The sequence below is a fragment of the Roseicella aerolata genome (assembly GCF_020523605.1).
Classification (GTDB): Bacteria; Pseudomonadota; Alphaproteobacteria; order Acetobacterales; family Acetobacteraceae; genus Paracraurococcus; species Paracraurococcus aerolatus.
This window is the reverse complement of record NZ_JAJAQI010000008.1, coordinates 118,900-134,289: the sequence shown is the minus strand read 5'-3', so window position 1 is coordinate 134,289 and position 15,390 is coordinate 118,900. Positions and strand designations below refer to the sequence as shown.

Below are 15,390 nucleotides of genomic sequence, written 5' to 3'. Positions count from 1 at the left end.
TCGGTGCGCACCATGGCGGCGCACCGCGGCGGGTCAAGCCCGCCGCGGCGGCGTCAGCGCAGGCCAAGGTCGCGCGGGTTGAAGCGGAAGACGGTGTCGCGCAGCGCCGCCAGCCGCTCCCGCGGCAGGGGCAGCGGGTTGCATTTCGGATCCAGCAGCGCGCGCCGCGCGGCCTCATAGACCGCCCTGGCGCGCGGGTCGCCCGGCGGCGGGCCGTCGGAGCGGACATTCCGCACCACGCCGCCGGCATCCACCTCGACGCGCAGCGAGACCACGACATCCCGCACGCCGAGGCCGCCGCCATCGACCGACCAGCATTCGCTGATCTTGTCGGCCAGGCCGGCCTTCTCCCCGGCCGAGAGCGCGGCGGTGCCGGTCGGGGTGCCGCCGCCCTGCTGCGGGCTGCCGGCCTGCGGGCTCGGCCGGCCGGTCGGCGGCTGGTTCGCGGGGCGGCTCGCCTGCAGGCGCTCGAGCGTGTTCAGCACGCTGCGGCTGTCCGCCTGCGGGCGCTGCACCGGCGGCGTCTGGCCGGTCCCGGCCTCGCGCACCGGCTCGCGCGCCGGCGGGGTGGGCGGGCGCGGCGGCGCCGGGTCCGGCCGGGGCGGCGCGGGTGTCGGCGCCGGCGGTTCCGGCTTCGCCTGGGCCTGCTGCTGCGGCTGGGGCGGGCGCGGCGCCGGCGGGGCCGGCGGCGGGGGCGGCGGCGGCAGGGGCAGCGGGGTCGGCGCCACCTCGGGCGGCGGCGGCTCCGGCCGCGGCCTTGCCTCCGCCACCTGCTGCGGCGGGCGCGGCGGGGTCGGCAGCGGCTCGGGCGGCGGCGGGGCCGGGCGCGGCTGCGCCTGCTGCGGCGGCGCGGGCGCCGGGGCCGGCGCCGGGGGTGGCGGCGGCGGCGGCGGCGGTGGCGGCGGGCTCGGCAGGCTCTCCCGCACCTGCTCGCCGGGCGGCTCGGGCCGCGGCGGCTGGGTCACGTTGGGCGGGCCCGGCACCGGCGCCGGGCGCTCGCCCTGGGCCTGCTGCGGGGCGGCGACGATCTCGACCGCCACCGCCTGCTCCTCCGGCTCCTGCAGCGGCCTGGGCAGGCCGAAGACGAGGCCGAACACCAGCAGCGCGACATGCATCGCGGCCGATACCAGCCCCCAGAACCGCATTCCCCTCGGCCGCATCCTTGCGCCCCCCGGCGCCGAAACCCGTCGCAACAAAACCTGTCATGCCCCGGCGATTCCCGCCCACGGCCGGTCCGCCGCGGGGGATCGCCGGCCAAGGCGGCCTGCGTTCGGGATCGAACGCGCCTCCGCCCTGGCCTCCTGGTCGAGGCGCGGTGCGACGCAGCCGGTCGCACACGCCCTCCGCACTCTGCTCTGCCCTAGCCCCGCGGCGGCGGCCCGTTCTGGGCACGCGGCGCCTGCGGTGGCGGCTGCGGCCGGCCGCCCGGGGGGGAGGCGGTCGGCGCAGCCGGGCCGGCAGCGCCGCCGGCGGCGGGCCGCCCGGAGGGCTGCTCGGCCAGCAGGGCCACCTTGCTGAAGCCGCCGGCGCTGATCGTGCCCATCACCTCCATGACGCGGCCATAGCTGATGGCCTTGTCGCCACGGACGAAGATGCGGCGCTCCGGCGCGCCGGCCGGCTGGTTGCGGGCGATCGCCTGCAGCTGCGCGACCAGCCCCTCGATCGGCACCTCGGTCTCCTGCAGGAAGATCCTGCCCTCCGGGTTCACCGTGATGGTGATCGGCTCATTGTCCTGGTTCAGCGCCGCCGCCTGGGTCTTCGGCAGGTCCACCGGCACGCCGACGGTCATCAGCGGCGCCGCGACCATGAAGATGATCAGCAGCACCAGCATCACGTCGACCAGCGGCGTGACGTTGATCTCGGCCATCGGCCGGTAGCGGCCGCGCCCCTTGCCGGTGTTCAGCGAGACGGCCACGGGCTCACTCCGCCACCGGCGCCGGGGCGGCGGCGCGCCCGGGCTCGGCCATCACGCTCTCGGTCTGCCGCGCCAGGATGCCGCCGAATTCGGCCGCGAAACCCTCCAGCCGGGCGGCATAGCGCGCCAGGTCGGTGTTGATCTTGTTGTAGGCGAGCACCGCCGGGATGGCGGCGACCAGGCCGATGGCGGTGGCGAACAGCGCCTCCGCGATGCCGGGCGCGACCACCGCCAGGTTGGTGTTCTGCATGCCGGCGATGGCGGCGAAGGAGTTCATGATGCCCCAGACCGTGCCGAACAGGCCGATGAAGGGCGCAACCGAGCCGACCGAAGCGAGGAAGACCATCCAGCGCTCCAGCCGCTCCATCTCCCGCTGCACGGTGACGGCCATGCTGCGCTCGATCCGCTCCTTCAGGCCGGCCGCGACCAGTTCGGAGCCGGTGAGCCGCTGGGCGCCGCGCCGCCATTCCCGCATGGCGGAGACGAAGACCGCCGCCATGGGGTGGGAGGGCTGGTCGCCCTCCTTGCGGTAGAGGTCGTCCAGGCTGCCGCCGGACCAGAAGGCGTCCTCGAACTCGTCGGCCGCGCGGTTGGCGCGGCGGAGGCTGGTCACCTTCTCGAAGACGATCGCCCAGACCCAGACGCTGGCGAGCAGCAGCCCGAGCATGACGAGTTTCACGACCCAGTCGGCCTGGAGGAACAGGCCCCAGAGCGACAGGTCGTGCATCGCGCCGCCCAGGCTCTCCGTCGTCACGCTGCGATCCACCGCAAAACTCCATTCTCTGTGGCGGCCGATCCGTGGCCGGCCGCCCCGCTAGACTATGGGCCCCTCGCCCGCCCCCGCCCCGGCCGCCCTGGCCTCCAGCGCCGAGCGCCAGGGCTCCGGGATGCGCTTCGGCCGCAGGCCGTCCCGGTCGATGCAGGCGAGATCCACCCGCAGCGCCGCCAGCGGCTCCGCCCCCGCCCCTGCCACCTCCGGCACCACCCGCTGGTCGAGCAGGATGGTGACCCCCCGGACGGCAATCACGCGGGTTTCAACCACGACTGCGTCATCAAGCCGGGCGGGCCGCCAATACTCCACTTCGATGCGCCGCACCACGAGTATCGAATTGTGATCTTGCATGAGCATCTGATGCGGCAAGCCCATGGCACGCAAGGATTCCGTGCGGGCGCGCTCGGCCCAGCGGAGATAGTTGGCGTGATAGGCCATCCCGCCGGCATCCGTGTCTTCGAAATAGACGCGGAGCGGCCAGCGATGCGCGGGTGCCTCGGGCGGCCGGATCAGGCCGCCGCGCGATGCCGCGCCCCGGCCACCGGATGCCGTCACGGCTCGCCCCCCGCGAGCAGGTCCGGCTGGATGGCGAAGCCCGCCGGCGGGCTGAGGCCGAGATGCTGCCAGCCCGGCAGGCCGAGGACGCGCCCGCGCGGGGTGCGGAGCACCAGCCCCTCCTGGATCAGGTAGGGCTCGATGACATCCTCCAGCGTGTCGCGCGATTCGGCCAGCGCCGCGGCCAGCGTCTCGACCCCGACCGGCCCGCCATTGTGGTGCACGGCGATGCGGCGGAGGTAGCGGCGGTCCATGGCATCGAGGCCCTTGGCGTCCACCTCCAGCCGGTTCAGCGCGCCATCCACCATGGCGCGGTCGGCCGCGATGCCGGCGACCGCCGCGAAGTCCCGCACCCGGCGCAGCAGCCGCCCGGCGATGCGCGGCGTGCCGCGGGAACGGCGGGCGATCTCCCAGGCGCCGTCCTCGGACAGGGCGAAGCCGAGCTTCTGGGCGCCGCGCGTGACGATCCGGAGCAATTCCTCCGGCGTGTAGAATTGCAGGCGCAGCGGGATGCCGAAGCGGTCGCGCAGCGGCTGGGCCAGCAGGCCCGAGCGGGTGGTGGCGCCGACCAGGGTGAAGGGCGGCAGGTCGATGCGCACCGTGCGCGCCGCCGGCCCCTCCCCGATGATGAGGTCGAGCTGGAAATCCTCCATCGCGGGATAGAGGGTCTCCTCGAGCGCCGGCTGCAGCCGGTGGATCTCATCGACGAAGAGGACGTCGCGCGGCTGGAGATTGGTCAGGATCGCCGCCAGGTCGCCGGCGCGCTGCAGGATGGGGCCGCTGGTCGCGCGGAAGCCGACGCCGAGCTCGCGCGCCACGATCTGGGCGAGGGTGGTCTTGCCGAGGCCGGGGGGGCCGTGCAGCAGGACATGGTCCAGCGCCTCCCCCCGCGCGCGGGCGGCCTGGATGAAGATCGCCAGGTTCTCGCGCAGCGCCTGCTGGCCGGTGAAGTCGGCCAGGGTCTGCGGGCGGAGCGTCGCCTCGGCGGCGTCCTCCTCGGTACGGATGGGCGTGGTGATCCGCTCATCGGCCGCGGGCTCGGGCGGCGGCGCCTTGCCGCGGCGGCCGCTCACCGCGCCAGCTCCTTCAGGCTGTCACGGATCAGGCCCTCAAGCGGCGCGCCCTCGCCCAGCCGGGCCCTGGCGCGGTTCACCGCCGCCTGCGCCTCCGGCCGCTTCCAGCCGAGATTGACGAGGGCCGAGACGGCATCCGCCTCCGCCCCCGCCGGGGCCGCGGCCGTGGCCGGCGCGGCGGAGACGGCGATGCCGGAGGGCGGCTGGATGGCGCCGGCCCAGTCGCGCAGCTCGGTCACCAGCCGGTCTGCCAGCCTGGGCCCGACGCCATTCGCCTGGCGCAGCCCGGTGCGGTCGCCGGCCCGCACCGCGGCGGCCAGTTCCTCCGGGCCGAAGGCCGAGAGTATGTCGAGCGCGACCTTGGGCCCGACGCCCTGGATGGAGGTGAGCTTCACGAAGGTGTCGCGTTCCTGCGGCATGGCGAAGCCGAAGAGGACGATGGCGTCCTGGCGCACATGCGTCTCCACCAGCACCCGGGCCGCCTGGGGCGCGTCCCTGAGCCGGTCCAGGGTCTTGGTGGAGCAGGAGAGCAGGTAGCCGACTCCGTTCACGTCGAGGATGCAGCCCCCCTCATGGACGCTGTCGAGCTTGCCGGTGAGTTTCCCGATCATCGAAAACCCACGCCGGTCCGGGCCAGGTTCCGGCCTGGCGGGGGAGGTTGGGAGAGGGCAGCAGGCCTCATGCCGGCGCGTATCCCCTGGCGAAGGCGAGCCTGGTCCCGCGATGATGCGCATGGCAGATGGCCACGGCCAGCGCATCCGCCGCGTCGGAGCGCCGGATGGTCGCGCCCGGCAGCAGGCGCCGCACCATGGCCTCGACCTGCGGCTTCTCGGCATGCCCGGTGCCGACCACGGCGCGCTTCACTTCCATGGCCTGGTATTCGGCGACCCGGATGCCGGCCAGCGCCGGCGCCAGCAGCACCACGCCGCGCGCCTGGCCGAGCTTCAGCGCGGCGCCGGGGTTCTTGTTGACATAGGTATGCTCGACCGCCGCCTCGTCCGGCCGCCACTGCTCCAGCAGGACCATCAGGGCGCGGTGCAGGGTGCAGAGCCGCTCGGCCAGCGGCTGGTCGGCATCGGTCGAGATCACGCCATCGCCGAGATGGCGCAGCCGGCTGCCCGCGCTCTCCACCAGGCCCCAGCCGGTGTGCTGGAGGCCGGGATCAAGTCCGAGGAGCCGGACCGGTCCGCTCAGGCCGAGAGCCGCTGCGACACGGCCTCCGACACCTCGAAATTGGCGTAGACGTTCTGCACGTCGTCGCTCTCGTCCAGGCGGTCGATCAGCTTCAGGATGTCGCGCGCCTTCTCCTCATCGAGGTCGATGCGGACATTCGGCACCCATTCCACCCTGGCGCTTTCCGGGCTGCCGAACCTGGCCTCGAGCGCATCGCGCACGGCGAAGAAATCCTCCGGCGCGCAGGTGACCTCGTGGCCCTCCTCATCCGATTCGACGTCGAGCGCGCCGGCCTCGATCGCCGCCTCCAGCATCTCCTCGGCCTTGTCGGCCAGGCCGGGGAACCAGATGACGCCCTTGCGCTCGAACTGGAAGGAGACCGAGTTGGTCTCGCCCAGCGCCCCGCCGGCCTTGGCGAAGGCGCTGCGGATGTCGCCGGCGGTGCGGTTGCGGTTGTCGGTAAGCGCCTCGACGATCACGGCGACGCCATAGGGGCCGTAGCCCTCGTAGCGGACCTCTTGGTAGTCCTCGCCCTGGGCACCCGTGGCCGCGCGCTTGATGGCGCGGTCGATCGTGTCCCTGGTCATGTTGGCGGTCAGCGCCGCCTTCACCGCGGCGCGCAGGCGCGGGTTCATGGCCGGGTCGGGCAGGCCCATCCTGGCCGAGACGGTGATCTCGCGGATCAGCTTGGCGAAGGCCTGGGCCTTCTTCGCGCCCTGGGCCGCCTTGCGGTGCATGATGTTCTTGGCGTGCGAATGGCCCGCCATGGCCGGGGCTCCAGCATCTTCAGATTGCGGTTGAGGAAAGGCTTATAGCGGCGTGGGCCGGCCAGCGCCACCATGGGCCTTGCCGCCCCGGCCCGAGCCGGTCCAGGCTACCGGCCCATGGATGCCGTGACCCCTACCGATCTCTTCGCCGTCACCAGCCTCGACCAGCTCGCGACGCTCTACGACCCGCCGCGGGAGCTGGTGCTGAAGAAGGTCACCCACCGGCTGGAGGACCGCACCCGCGCCTTCATCGCCGCCGCCCCCTTCGCCATCCTGGCGACGGTGGGCCCGAACGGGGTGCATGCGACGCCGCGGGGCGATGCGCCCGGCTTCATCGAGCCGCTGGACGAGGTGACCCTGGCCCTGCCGGACCGGCGCGGCAACAACCGGCTGGATGCGCTGCGGGACATCATCGCCAACCCGGCGGTCGCCCTGCTCTTCCTGATCCCCGGCGCGGGGGAGACGCTCAGGGTGAACGGCACGGCGCGCATCACCACCGACCCCGCCCTCCGCGCCCGCTTCGCGGTGGGGGGCAAGGAGCCGGCGACGGTCGTGCTGATCACCATCCGCGAGATCTACATGCAATGCGCCAAGGCCATTATGCGCTCGAAGCTATGGGGCGAGCGGGCGCGGCCGGCGGCGGTGCCGAGCATGGGCGAGCTGATCTCGGCCCATACCGGCGGGCTGGTCGAGCCGGTCAGCTACGACGCCGAGGCGCCGCAGCGGCTGCGCGACACGATGTACTGACGGCGGGGTGCTGAGGGCGGCGGGCCGGGCGTGCCGCAGCCGCGCCGCACCCCCTACCCGCGCGCCCTATTGCCCCGCGATCCGCGCCTGGGCGGAACGCGCAACCTCCGGCCGCGGGGCCTGGACCTGGGCGCGCGGCACCATCCGGCTCCGTCCCGCCCCCAGCCGGCGGGAGCGTTCCTCCTGCGCGACCGCGTCGCGCATCAGCCCCTCATAGCTCAGCCCGCAGGACGCTCCGCCCAGGATGGAGGCGCCTGGCGCGAAGGGCCGCCTTCCATGGCGATCCATGATCGTCTCCCCGCTCTGCGAGAACGGAGTTTGCCGAAGGTCAGAGCTGCGAAGCGGTGACAAACGAGTGATTGCAGGAAACTGCAATCATTTACTCACAAGTTGTGCGGGCGCACCGACCCCCGCCTTTCAGAGGACAGGCAGCGCCTGGGACAACCGCCCGCCCTGCCGCACCGGCTCGACCCGCCGCGCCAGGCCGGTCGCATCATCGGTCTCGACGAAGAGGCCGCAGAGCGTCGCGGCGCCCTCCGCCGGGGCCAGCTTCTCGCCGGGCATCTTGCGCCAGAAGCGCAGCGCCGCGCCGCCCTTCTGCATGCCGATCACGCTGTCATAGTCGCCGCACATGCCGGCATCGGTCATATAGGCGGTGCCGCCGGGCAGCACCTGGTGGTCCGCGGTCGGGACATGGGTATGGGTGCCGACCACCAGGCTCACCAGCCCGTCGAAGCTGTGGCCGAAGGCCTGCTTCTCCGAACTCGCCTCGGCATGCACATCGATCACGCTCGCCTGGATGGTGCCGCCGGCGCCCAGCCGGTGCTTCTGCACCTCCGCCTGCACGGCGCGGAAAGGATCGTCGAGCGGGTCCATGAAGAGCCGGCCCATGACATTCACCACCAGCGCCTTGCGGTTGCCGGGCACCTCCACCACCACGGCGCCGCGGCCGGGGGTGCCGGGCGGGAAGTTCACGGGACGGATGACCCGCGGCTCCTGCTCCAGATAGGGGATGATCTCCTTGCGGTCCCAGGCATGGTTGCCGAGGGTGATGACATCGGCCCCCGCGCCCAGGATGGCGCGCGCCATGTCGGGGGCGAGGCCGAAGCCGTGGCTGGCATTCTCGCCGTTCACCACCACCAGATCGGCCTGCAGCGCCGATTTCAGCTTCGGCAGGCCGGCGACCACCGCATCCCGGCCGGACCGGCCGACCACATCGCCCAGGAAGAGAATGCGCACTCCCGCTGGCTCCCACGCGCGCCCGCAGGCTCAGCGGGTCTCGGCTTTCCAGATGCCCCGGCCGGCCTCCCGCGCGGCCTGCTCCGCATAGCGGTAGGCATCGGAAGCGGCGGGGCTGGCCCGGGCGAGGCCGTTGTAGAGGGCCGCCTCCGCCAGGTCTATGCCATCCCCGGTGGTGCAGCGATGGCCGGGCGCGCCGGGCACCGGCAGGCAGTGCGCGTACCCGCCGCGGCGGGCCAGGAACTGGCCGGGCAGGCGGGGATCCGTCCCCTCCCCCGGCTCCACCGCCGCAAGGTCCACCGGCACGCCGGAGACCAGCAGGCGGGCCGGCCCCGGCGCCTCGGCCGGACCGGCGACCGGCCCCGGCGCGGCGGGCGGCGGCAAGGCAGCGGCGACTGGCGGCGGCGCCCTGCCCTCCGGCAGCGGGGCATCGGGCGGCCGGACCGGCATCCGCCAGAGGGCCGGCATCAGCACCGGCGGCACGAGAGAGCCGAACCCCGCCCGCTCCGGCGCCGCGGGCAGCAGGGGCTCGGGCCCGGCGGCCTGCGGCAGGGGCAGCGGGACCGGCTCCTCCGCCCGGCCAGCCAGGCGGGGGATGCCCGGGTTCGGCGCCGCCAGGGCCTCGGCGAGGCGACGCGCCCAGGCGACCTGGCCGGGGGTCGCCGCCAGCAGCCGGTAGGCGCGGCCTTCCAGCCGCCCGGGTTCCGAGGCGATGCGGTGCCGCCTCGCGCCGGGGGTCTCGCCCGCCAGGGGCAGCACGCGGATGAGCAGATCGCCGCCGCGGGGCCCGATCACCCCGGCATGCAGCCCGGCCCGGCAGGGGGCAGAGGCGGCGGCATAGAACCCGTCGCCATGGACGGGGCCGGTCCGCAAGGCGGCGGGCGCGCACCGGCAAAGCCGGATGCCGTCGGGAAAGGCCGCGAGGCTCGCGGGGCAGCCGGGCGGCATTGGCCGGGAAGGCCCGGAGGCCCGGCCGGCGGCCATCGCCGTGGCGGCCCCCCCGCCGGGCCGCGGCGGCTCCGCGGGCGAGACCTGCAACCCTGCGGAAGCGGGCCGCCGCGCGGTGGTCCCGGCCTTCCGCGCTGCCAATGCCGGGGCCTGCCTGGCAGGCGGCCGCAGCCTGGCCGCGGGCCGACCCGCCGCGGCGACCGGGCGGCGGGCCGCCGCGACCGGCGGGCGGGGTGGACCGGCCTGCCCGGCCTCGCGCGCGGTCGCGGCCGGCCGCGACGCGTCCTGCGCCGTCGCCTTCGCCAGCGGCAGGAGCAGCAGCAGGAGGGCCGCCAAGGTACCGCGCATGCCGCTCAGTCCAGCGCAATTCGGGCGATCAGCCGCGGCGTCTCCTTCGCCGTGCAGCCGAACAGCCCATCCAGGGTCCGCACCTCGCTGAGACGGAGGGCGAGGCTGCAGGCCTCCTGCGCCACCCCGCCGACCAGCAGGGGCTGCCCCGGCCCGGCCGGGCGCAGCGCCACCGTCATCTCGCTGCGGCCGAGCGCGCCGGTCGCGCGCGCGGTGCCGCCGCCGAGGCGGGCCATGCCGGTGAAGCTGCCGGTCGCCGGGTTGATGTCCTCCAGCACAATTGCGAAGCCGGAGAGCGAGGCCACGACCTCCTGCGGGTTGCCCTGGCCCGGCCCCACCACGGCGGGCGCGAAGGTGACCACCTGCAATTCGGGCTTCTGCACAAGGGTCAGGCGCAGGGCGAGGCCGATCGCCGCGGCATCCTGGGAGGCGAGCGCCGCCTCGAAGCCGAGGGCACGGATGGCCGGGTCCCCGCTGCGCATCGCCTGGTCGAGCGCCGCGAGGCGGGTGTTGCGGTCGCCGGCGAAGCGGGTGCGCAACTCGGCGATCTGCCGGGCGCGCGCCTCGATCACCATGCGCTGGGCCGCGGCCTCCCGCAGCACCGCCGCCTCTAGCGCCTCGGCCGCGTCCCGCCGGGCTTCGGCGAGGCGCCGCGCTTCCTCCGCCTCCTGCCGCCTTGCCTCGGCGGCGCGGGCCTCCTCGGCCAGCACACGCGCCGCCGCGGCCTGGCGCCGGGCCGCCGCTTCCGCTTCCGCCACCCCCTGCTCCGTGGCCAGGGCGGCGGCCCGGCGCTGCGCGGCGAGCGCCGCCGCATGCCCTGCCTCGTCCGCCGCCGCCCGGGCGGCGCGCAGCCGTGCCTCCTCCTCGGAGCCGAGCATGACGACGCGCCCCGGCAGTGCGGCGGCGGGCAGGCCGGGCACGGCCAGCGCCGAGTCCGGCTCCAGCGTGATGCGGGTCTCCCAGCGCCCATCCCTGCGGGTGGAGATGGCGAGGCCCTGCACCGCGCGGCGATATCCCTCCGGTGCCACCGGCCGGGCGAAGGTGATCTCGCCCTCGCGCCCCGCCGGCTCGAAGGTCGGCAGGGCCAGCGCCAGCATGGCGAGCAGGCGGCTGTGGATCTCGGGGGCGGCGGCGCTGCCGAGATCGGCCTGTGCCTCCAGCCGCAGCTCGGCGAGGCGCCAGGGGCTGGGCAGGCGGACGGCCAGCTCCTGCTGCAGCAGCGCGGCGGTCACGGCGCCCGGGTCGGCCGGTGCCTCCTGCGCGCCGAGGGGATGCCCGGTGAGCAGGGCCAGGGCCAGCAGCGCGGCGGGCAGCAGGCGCCCGGGCGGCGCGCGGCGGGGGTATCCCGGCACGGGGACGGCGCCGGCGCCAATCAGTATCACGGTTCTGTGTACCCTTCCGGCAGGGGCCGGAGGGATGCCAGAAACGCGGAAGCGGTAAAAGCCCTGCGCGGTCCTTGCCGCGTGGTTGCAGGCACTCGTACCGGCCGCACAAGTGTCCGGTCCGGGTCAGGGTCCGGCATGCAGCCGCCACACCAACCCTGCGCGCCGATATCCCGTGCAGGAGGTCAGCGCTTTCGGCGCGGGGTCAGGGGCTATCAGGCCGGCCGGATGATCCCCGCCTCGGTGGCGATGGCATCCAGCCGCCAGTCTTCCGGACCCGCCGGCACCTCCGGCATTTCCTGGCAGGCATAGGCGCAGCCGATGGCGACGGCGCCCGGCAGCCCGGCGAGCGTCCGGTCGTAATAGCCCGCGCCATAGCCGAGCCGCCGCCCGGCGCGGTCGAAGGCCAGCAGCGGCACCAGCAGGAAGGAGGGGCGGAGATCCTCGCCCGAGGCCGGCTGGCGGGTGCCCATCGGCCCGCGGGCCAGGTCCTCCCCCGGCCGCCAGCGGCGGAACAGCAGCGGCAGGCCGCGCTTGGGTGTGACCGGCAGGGCGATGGGATGGCCGCGCTCCGCCAGCGCCAGCAGCAGCGGGCGGATGTCGATCTCCTGGCCCATGGGCCAGAAGCCGGCGACGACGGCGCCGGCAGGCGGCGGCGCCTCCGCCAGCACATGCTGGACGAGCCGCGCCCCGAGGGCCGGGTCGCAGCCCTCCCGCCGGGCGAGCGCCGCGCGCCGCGCCTCGGCCTTCAGCTCCCGCAGGAGCACGTCGCAATAGGGGGAAGAAGACAAGTGCGGAGCCACCATGGCCGTTGGCGTCTCACCCTCCCAAGGCCTGCTAGCGCAGGTGGGCGCCAGATACCCGGACCACGATCCGGACAGAGCCAGCTCCCGGAGGATGCTTATTGGCCCCGGGGATGAATTGCCTGACGCGCCGGGCAGCCCCGCCCACGCCATATAGGGGCACGGGGGCCGCAGGACCAGCGGCAGGGGCCGGAAAAGCGATGCCCGCGCGAGAACCCCGGCATGACGGCGCAGCAATGGAACCGGCCGCGCTCAGGGCTTGTCGAGCGACTGCGCCAGCCCCTCGATCCGCTCGGCGATCCGGGCCAGGCGCTCGGCCAGTTGCGGGTCGGGCTGCGCCGGCGGCGGCGCGATGCCGGCCCGCGCGCGGCCGAGCTCCGTCCGCAGGTCCGCGGCCTCGTCGGCCAGCAGCAGCGCGACATGCAGCAGCATGCGGGATTCGGAGAATTGCCCGCCCATCGCGCGGATCAGCCGCACCTTGTCCTCGATCTGGTTGATCAGATCGAGGACATGCTGCTCCTCGCCATCCTTGCAGCCGATGGTGTGCTGGTAGCCGTTGACCCGGACGGTGACCTGCCCCACGCGCTACTCCCCTTCCCGCTCGCCGGCCCGCAATTCCTCGGCCAGGGCGAGGCGGAGCCGGGCAATGGTGGCATCCAGCCGCTCCGCCATGGCGGCGACCTCGGCACGCGGGACCATGTCGCTCTCATCCGCCGGCGGCCGTGGCCGGCTCAGGGTGGCGATGAGCCTGTCCACGGCGCTCTCCAGCCGGGCCGCCGCCATCGCCACCGGGTCCTTCGAAGACTCGCTCATGCAGATCCCGCAACTGAGGCCGCCGGCCGCGCTGGACGCGGGATTCCGGGCGTGCTGGAAGCCTTGGCATGGCGACCGGGACGGGTCAACGGCGGCGCGGGCCGGCGGAAAGCGAGGCGGGGCGCGGCGATCCGCCGGCCGTGACGGTGCACGATGCCGCGGGGGCGGCGCTGGCGCTGGCGCTGGCGGGACCGCAAGGCGCGTTGCTGCTTTCGGCGCCCGGGGCGGGCGGTTTCCTGGGCGCCCCCTGGTTCCTGGCCATCATCGCCGAGGCCGCCGCCGCCCATCCGGGCGTTCCACACAAGGCCGTGCTCGACTGCGCCGATTCGCCCGGCCACGCGCTGGCGGCGCTGCGCGCAGGGCTGCGGGAGGTGGTGCTGGACCCCCGCTGCCCGGCCTTCCCCCAGGTCGCCGGGGCGGCGGCGGAACTCGGCGTCCGGATTCGCGCGGCGCGGCCGCCCGCCCTCGACCTCGCCTCGCTCGACCTGCGGCGGCCGGGCGCGCGCGCAAAGCTCAAGGCTTGGCTGGCGGCGGCCGGGTGACAGGCCCGCAACCTCGCGCTACATCGCGGCAACCCAGATTGGCCGCCACGAAAGGGCAAACGCCATGCAGCTCACGCCGAAGGTGAAAGAGATCCTCTCCTGGTACGAGAGCGACAATCCCGGCACCAAGGCGAACCTCGCCCGGATCCTGATGGAAGGGAAGCTGGGCGGCACGGGCCGCATGGTCATCCTGCCGGTGGACCAGGGCTTCGAGCATGGCCCGGCCCGCTCCTTCGCGCCGAACCCGGCCGGCTATGACCCGCGCTACATGTTCGAGCTGGCGATTGAGGCCGGCCTCAACGCCTATGCCGCGCCGCTCGGCATGATCGAGGCCGGCGCCGCCACCTATGCCGGCGCCATCCCGACCATCCTGAAGGTCAACTCCTCCAACAGCCTGTCCACCACCAAGGACCAGGCGGTGACCGGCAGCGTCTCCGATGCCCTCCGCCTCGGCTGCTCGGCGATCGGGTTCACCATCTACCCGTCCTCCGAATACCAGTTCGAGATGATCGAGGAGCTGCGCGAGTTGGCCGAGGAGGCCAAGGCGGCGGGCCTCGCGGTCGTGGTGTGGAGCTACCCGCGCGGCCCGATGCTGGACAAGACCGGCGAGACCGCGCTCGACATCTGCGCCTATGCCGCGCACATGGCGGCGCTGATCGGCGCGCACATCATCAAGGTGAAGCCGCCGACCGCGGCGATCAGCCTCGATGCCGCGAAGAAGACCTATGAGAAGCACCCGGTCGAGGTGAACGACCCCGTTGCCCGCTTCAAGCACGTGGTGCAGGCCTGCTTCGGCGGCCGTCGCCTGGTGGTCTTCTCGGGCGGCGAGGCGAAGGGCACCGAGGACATCCTGCAGGAGGTCCGCGCCATCCACGCCGCCGGCGGCAACGGCTCCATCATGGGCCGCAACGCCTTCCAGCGGTCAAAGGCGGATGCGCTGAACCTGCTGAACGCCATCATCGACATCTACAAGGCGCCGGTGGGCTGAAACCGGCGGGGCCCGGGGCGGCGCCCCCGGGCCGCCTGATCCCGATCGGAACCGAACCCTGCGATGGCCGGCCTTGTGCCGGCCATCTGCGTTTCGGGCCCATGCTAGCCCGATCATGGCCCGGCGGCGGCGCCCGGGGGCGTCAGGTGAAGGCGAAGTCGGCCGCATCGAGCGTGGCCTTGGCGGTGCCGGCCAGGGTGATGGAGGAGCCGGCGCCGGTGGCGATGACGGTATCGGCACCGACCTGCCGCACCGCGTCCATCGCCTGGGCGAAGCTGGTCAGGCCCGTGCCCAGGATGCGCAGGATATCGGCCGCCGGGTCGAAATCCGTGACGAGGTCATGGCCATGGCCGGCGGCGAAGACCAGCATGTCCGCCCCCAGCCCACCCGTCAGCGTATCGTCGCCTGCATCGCCCATGATGGTATCGTTGCCGCCGCGCCCGTTGATCACGTCGTCGCCGCCGAGCCCGGCGATGGTATCGGCCTTGGGGCCACCGGCCAGGAACCGGTCCGGCCCCTCGGTCGCCGCGGTGGTCCTGGGCGAGAGCAGGATGAAGAAGCCGTCCTCGTGATCGGCATAGGTCCGCTGATGCAGCACGAGCGGTGGCGGGAAGGCATTGGGGTTGTTGGGGTCGGGCACGAAATCGGGATCGTCGTAGAGGCCCCAATGCGCGGTGACGCCGGCCGCGACCGTGCCGTTGAGCTGGATATTGGCCGGGACCGGCAGCGTGGTGCTGTTGCCATCCCCGGCGGGGCGGCCGAGCGTGTCGGTCGTCCCGATGGTGAAGGCGCGGAAATTGTCCCGGGTGACCTGGTGGAAATGGGCATAGCCCGGATGGAATTGCGCCGGGTCCAGCGCCCCGCTGCCGGGGGCGAGCTGGATGTCGAACCCGGTCCAGAGGACGCCGAGGGCATTGGTGATGGTGAGCTCGATATCGGTTCGCAGCCCTCCGCCGGCATCGCTGGTGAGGTTGCCGGCAGGCTCCTTCACCTGGATCGCCACCACGCCGAGGCTGTTGTCGAGGAAATCGGCCTCGTCATAGGTGAGGGTGATGGCGAGAAGCTGCCGGCCCGCATGCGGACCCTGGGTCATCGTCGCCGCGGTGACCTTGACGTCATCGGGATGGATGAGGGTCCAGGCACCACCTTGCCCCTGGTAGGACGGAACGCTCGTCGTCGTCGCCATCGGGTTGCCTCCTCCCTGGCCCCCGGGCCGTGGCCCCTGTGGCGTGGCCGTGGTCCCGCGGCGCTGGCGCCCTGCCTCGGTACCGCGGCGCGGTTCCGCTCGGGGGACAGCACCGGAAAGCCTACAGCATCCCGTCCCG

19 protein-coding genes and 1 other RNA gene are annotated in these 15,390 nt (G+C 74.0%); 3 read left to right on the top strand and 17 right to left on the bottom strand.

Features of this window, described 5'->3' with window-relative positions:
• Positions 1 to 53: 53 nt before the first annotated feature.
• The 8 genes from LHA35_RS07490 to LHA35_RS07455 all read right to left on the bottom strand — a co-directional run bounded on the left by LHA35_RS07490 (position 54) and on the right by LHA35_RS07455 (position 6,255).
• Entirely contained in the window at positions 54 to 1,145 is a 1,092-nt protein-coding gene (locus LHA35_RS07490; protein WP_226606470.1) for a hypothetical protein, read from the bottom strand.
• A 215-nt stretch (positions 1,146 to 1,360) separates the two neighbouring features.
• On the bottom strand, positions 1,361 to 1,867 hold the full coding sequence (gene tolR, locus LHA35_RS07485) for a protein TolR (protein ID WP_226606539.1): 507 nt from the start codon (positions 1,865 to 1,867) through the stop codon (positions 1,361 to 1,363).
• 52 nt (positions 1,868 to 1,919) lie between these two features.
• Positions 1,920 to 2,681 (bottom strand): protein TolQ, encoded by a 762-nt coding sequence (gene tolQ, locus LHA35_RS07480; RefSeq protein ID WP_408902307.1) that lies wholly within the window; start codon positions 2,679 to 2,681, stop codon positions 1,920 to 1,922.
• Between the two features lie 48 nt (positions 2,682 to 2,729).
• On the bottom strand, positions 2,730 to 3,242 hold the full coding sequence (locus tag LHA35_RS07475; RefSeq protein WP_226606468.1) for a YbgC/FadM family acyl-CoA thioesterase: 513 nt from the start codon (positions 3,240 to 3,242) through the stop codon (positions 2,730 to 2,732).
• Positions 3,239 to 4,261 (bottom strand): Holliday junction branch migration DNA helicase RuvB, encoded by a 1,023-nt coding sequence (gene ruvB, locus LHA35_RS07470; protein ID WP_226606532.1) that lies wholly within the window; start codon positions 4,259 to 4,261, stop codon positions 3,239 to 3,241. Before ruvB ends, LHA35_RS07475 begins: the two co-directional genes overlap by 4 nt.
• Before the next feature lie 50 nt (positions 4,262 to 4,311).
• Positions 4,312 to 4,926 (bottom strand): Holliday junction branch migration protein RuvA, encoded by a 615-nt coding sequence (gene ruvA, locus LHA35_RS07465; protein WP_226606465.1) that lies wholly within the window; start codon positions 4,924 to 4,926, stop codon positions 4,312 to 4,314.
• Positions 4,927 to 4,993: 67 nt separating this feature from the next.
• Complete coding sequence (gene ruvC / locus LHA35_RS07460; protein ID WP_226606530.1) at positions 4,994 to 5,509, bottom strand: crossover junction endodeoxyribonuclease RuvC; 516 nt, start codon at positions 5,507 to 5,509, stop codon at positions 4,994 to 4,996.
• Complete coding sequence (locus LHA35_RS07455; RefSeq protein WP_226606462.1) at positions 5,506 to 6,255, bottom strand: YebC/PmpR family DNA-binding transcriptional regulator; 750 nt, start codon at positions 6,253 to 6,255, stop codon at positions 5,506 to 5,508. Before LHA35_RS07455 ends, ruvC begins: the two co-directional genes overlap by 4 nt.
• Positions 6,256 to 6,372: 117 nt before the next feature.
• Between LHA35_RS07455 and LHA35_RS07450 the strand changes: the two genes are divergently transcribed.
• Positions 6,373 to 7,002 carry an MSMEG_1061 family FMN-dependent PPOX-type flavoprotein gene (locus tag LHA35_RS07450; protein WP_226606459.1) on the top strand — a complete coding sequence of 210 codons (630 nt, stop codon included), beginning with the start codon at positions 6,373 to 6,375 and terminating at the stop codon, positions 7,000 to 7,002.
• Positions 7,003 to 7,068: 66 nt separating this feature from the next.
• Here the strand turns inward: LHA35_RS07450 and LHA35_RS07445 are convergent, their stop codons facing one another.
• From LHA35_RS07445 to LHA35_RS07410, 8 genes are all read right to left on the bottom strand, one after another.
• Complete coding sequence (locus LHA35_RS07445; protein ID WP_226606455.1) at positions 7,069 to 7,290, bottom strand: hypothetical protein; 222 nt, start codon at positions 7,288 to 7,290, stop codon at positions 7,069 to 7,071.
• Positions 7,291 to 7,419: 129 nt separating this feature from the next.
• Positions 7,420 to 8,241, bottom strand: coding sequence for a TIGR00282 family metallophosphoesterase (locus tag LHA35_RS07440; RefSeq protein WP_226606452.1), 822 nt, complete (start codon positions 8,239 to 8,241; stop codon positions 7,420 to 7,422).
• A gap of 30 nt (positions 8,242 to 8,271) precedes the next feature.
• Positions 8,272 to 9,189, bottom strand: coding sequence for an LCCL domain-containing protein (locus tag LHA35_RS07435; protein ID WP_338050847.1), 918 nt, complete (start codon positions 9,187 to 9,189; stop codon positions 8,272 to 8,274).
• A gap of 353 nt (positions 9,190 to 9,542) precedes the next feature.
• A complete protein-coding gene (locus LHA35_RS07430) occupies positions 9,543 to 10,919 on the bottom strand; it encodes a hypothetical protein (RefSeq protein ID WP_226606446.1) in 1,377 nt (458 codons plus the stop codon).
• Between the two features lie 215 nt (positions 10,920 to 11,134).
• A complete protein-coding gene (locus LHA35_RS07425; RefSeq protein WP_226606443.1) occupies positions 11,135 to 11,725 on the bottom strand; it encodes a 5-formyltetrahydrofolate cyclo-ligase in 591 nt (196 codons plus the stop codon).
• A non-coding RNA gene (ssrS, locus tag LHA35_RS07420) (6S RNA) lies at positions 11,712 to 11,866 on the bottom strand. Before ssrS ends, LHA35_RS07425 begins: the two co-directional genes overlap by 14 nt.
• Before the next feature lie 108 nt (positions 11,867 to 11,974).
• Positions 11,975 to 12,304: a cell division protein ZapA gene (locus tag LHA35_RS07415; RefSeq protein ID WP_226606441.1), complete on the bottom strand. Its 330-nt coding sequence runs from the start codon at positions 12,302 to 12,304 to the stop codon at positions 11,975 to 11,977.
• Between the two features lie 3 nt (positions 12,305 to 12,307).
• Positions 12,308 to 12,535, bottom strand: coding sequence for a hypothetical protein (locus tag LHA35_RS07410; protein WP_226606439.1), 228 nt, complete (start codon positions 12,533 to 12,535; stop codon positions 12,308 to 12,310).
• Between the two features lie 68 nt (positions 12,536 to 12,603).
• Between LHA35_RS07410 and LHA35_RS07405 the strand changes: the two genes are divergently transcribed.
• Positions 12,604 to 13,077, top strand: coding sequence for a hypothetical protein (locus LHA35_RS07405; protein ID WP_226606437.1), 474 nt, complete (start codon positions 12,604 to 12,606; stop codon positions 13,075 to 13,077).
• A 64-nt stretch (positions 13,078 to 13,141) separates the two neighbouring features.
• On the top strand, positions 13,142 to 14,065 hold the full coding sequence (locus LHA35_RS07400) for a class I fructose-bisphosphate aldolase (RefSeq protein ID WP_226606435.1): 924 nt from the start codon (positions 13,142 to 13,144) through the stop codon (positions 14,063 to 14,065).
• A gap of 142 nt (positions 14,066 to 14,207) precedes the next feature.
• On the opposite strand, the gene LHA35_RS28605 is transcribed toward LHA35_RS07400, so the two are convergent.
• Positions 14,208 to 15,251 carry a calcium-binding protein gene (locus LHA35_RS28605; protein ID WP_264185411.1) on the bottom strand — a complete coding sequence of 348 codons (1,044 nt, stop codon included), beginning with the start codon at positions 15,249 to 15,251 and terminating at the stop codon, positions 14,208 to 14,210.
• Positions 15,252 to 15,390: the final 139 nt, after the last annotated feature.

What these genes read in the sequence shown, in the direction of transcription:
- LHA35_RS07425 (WP_226606443.1), bottom strand. Translation starts at nt 11,725, where the DNA reads ATGGTGGCTCCGCACTTGTCTTCTTCCCCCTATTGCGACGTGCTCCTG.
- LHA35_RS07400 (WP_226606435.1), top strand. Translation starts at nt 13,142, where the DNA reads ATGCAGCTCACGCCGAAGGTGAAAGAGATCCTCTCCTGGTACGAGAGC.
- LHA35_RS07450 (WP_226606459.1), top strand. Translation starts at nt 6,373, where the DNA reads ATGGATGCCGTGACCCCTACCGATCTCTTCGCCGTCACCAGCCTCGAC.
- LHA35_RS07445 (WP_226606455.1), bottom strand. Translation starts at nt 7,290, where the DNA reads ATGGATCGCCATGGAAGGCGGCCCTTCGCGCCAGGCGCCTCCATCCTG.
- LHA35_RS07405 (WP_226606437.1), top strand. Translation starts at nt 12,604, where the DNA reads ATGGCGACCGGGACGGGTCAACGGCGGCGCGGGCCGGCGGAAAGCGAG.
- LHA35_RS28605 (WP_264185411.1), bottom strand. Translation starts at nt 15,251, where the DNA reads ATGGCGACGACGACGAGCGTTCCGTCCTACCAGGGGCAAGGTGGTGCC.
- LHA35_RS07455 (WP_226606462.1), bottom strand. Translation starts at nt 6,255, where the DNA reads ATGGCGGGCCATTCGCACGCCAAGAACATCATGCACCGCAAGGCGGCC.
- LHA35_RS07435 (WP_338050847.1), bottom strand. Translation starts at nt 9,189, where the DNA reads ATGCCGCCCGGCTGCCCCGCGAGCCTCGCGGCCTTTCCCGACGGCATC.
- LHA35_RS07490 (WP_226606470.1), bottom strand. Translation starts at nt 1,145, where the DNA reads ATGCGGTTCTGGGGGCTGGTATCGGCCGCGATGCATGTCGCGCTGCTG.
- ruvA (WP_226606465.1), bottom strand. Translation starts at nt 4,926, where the DNA reads ATGATCGGGAAACTCACCGGCAAGCTCGACAGCGTCCATGAGGGGGGC.
- tolR (WP_226606539.1), bottom strand. Translation starts at nt 1,867, where the DNA reads ATGGCCGAGATCAACGTCACGCCGCTGGTCGACGTGATGCTGGTGCTG.
- LHA35_RS07410 (WP_226606439.1), bottom strand. Translation starts at nt 12,535, where the DNA reads ATGAGCGAGTCTTCGAAGGACCCGGTGGCGATGGCGGCGGCCCGGCTG.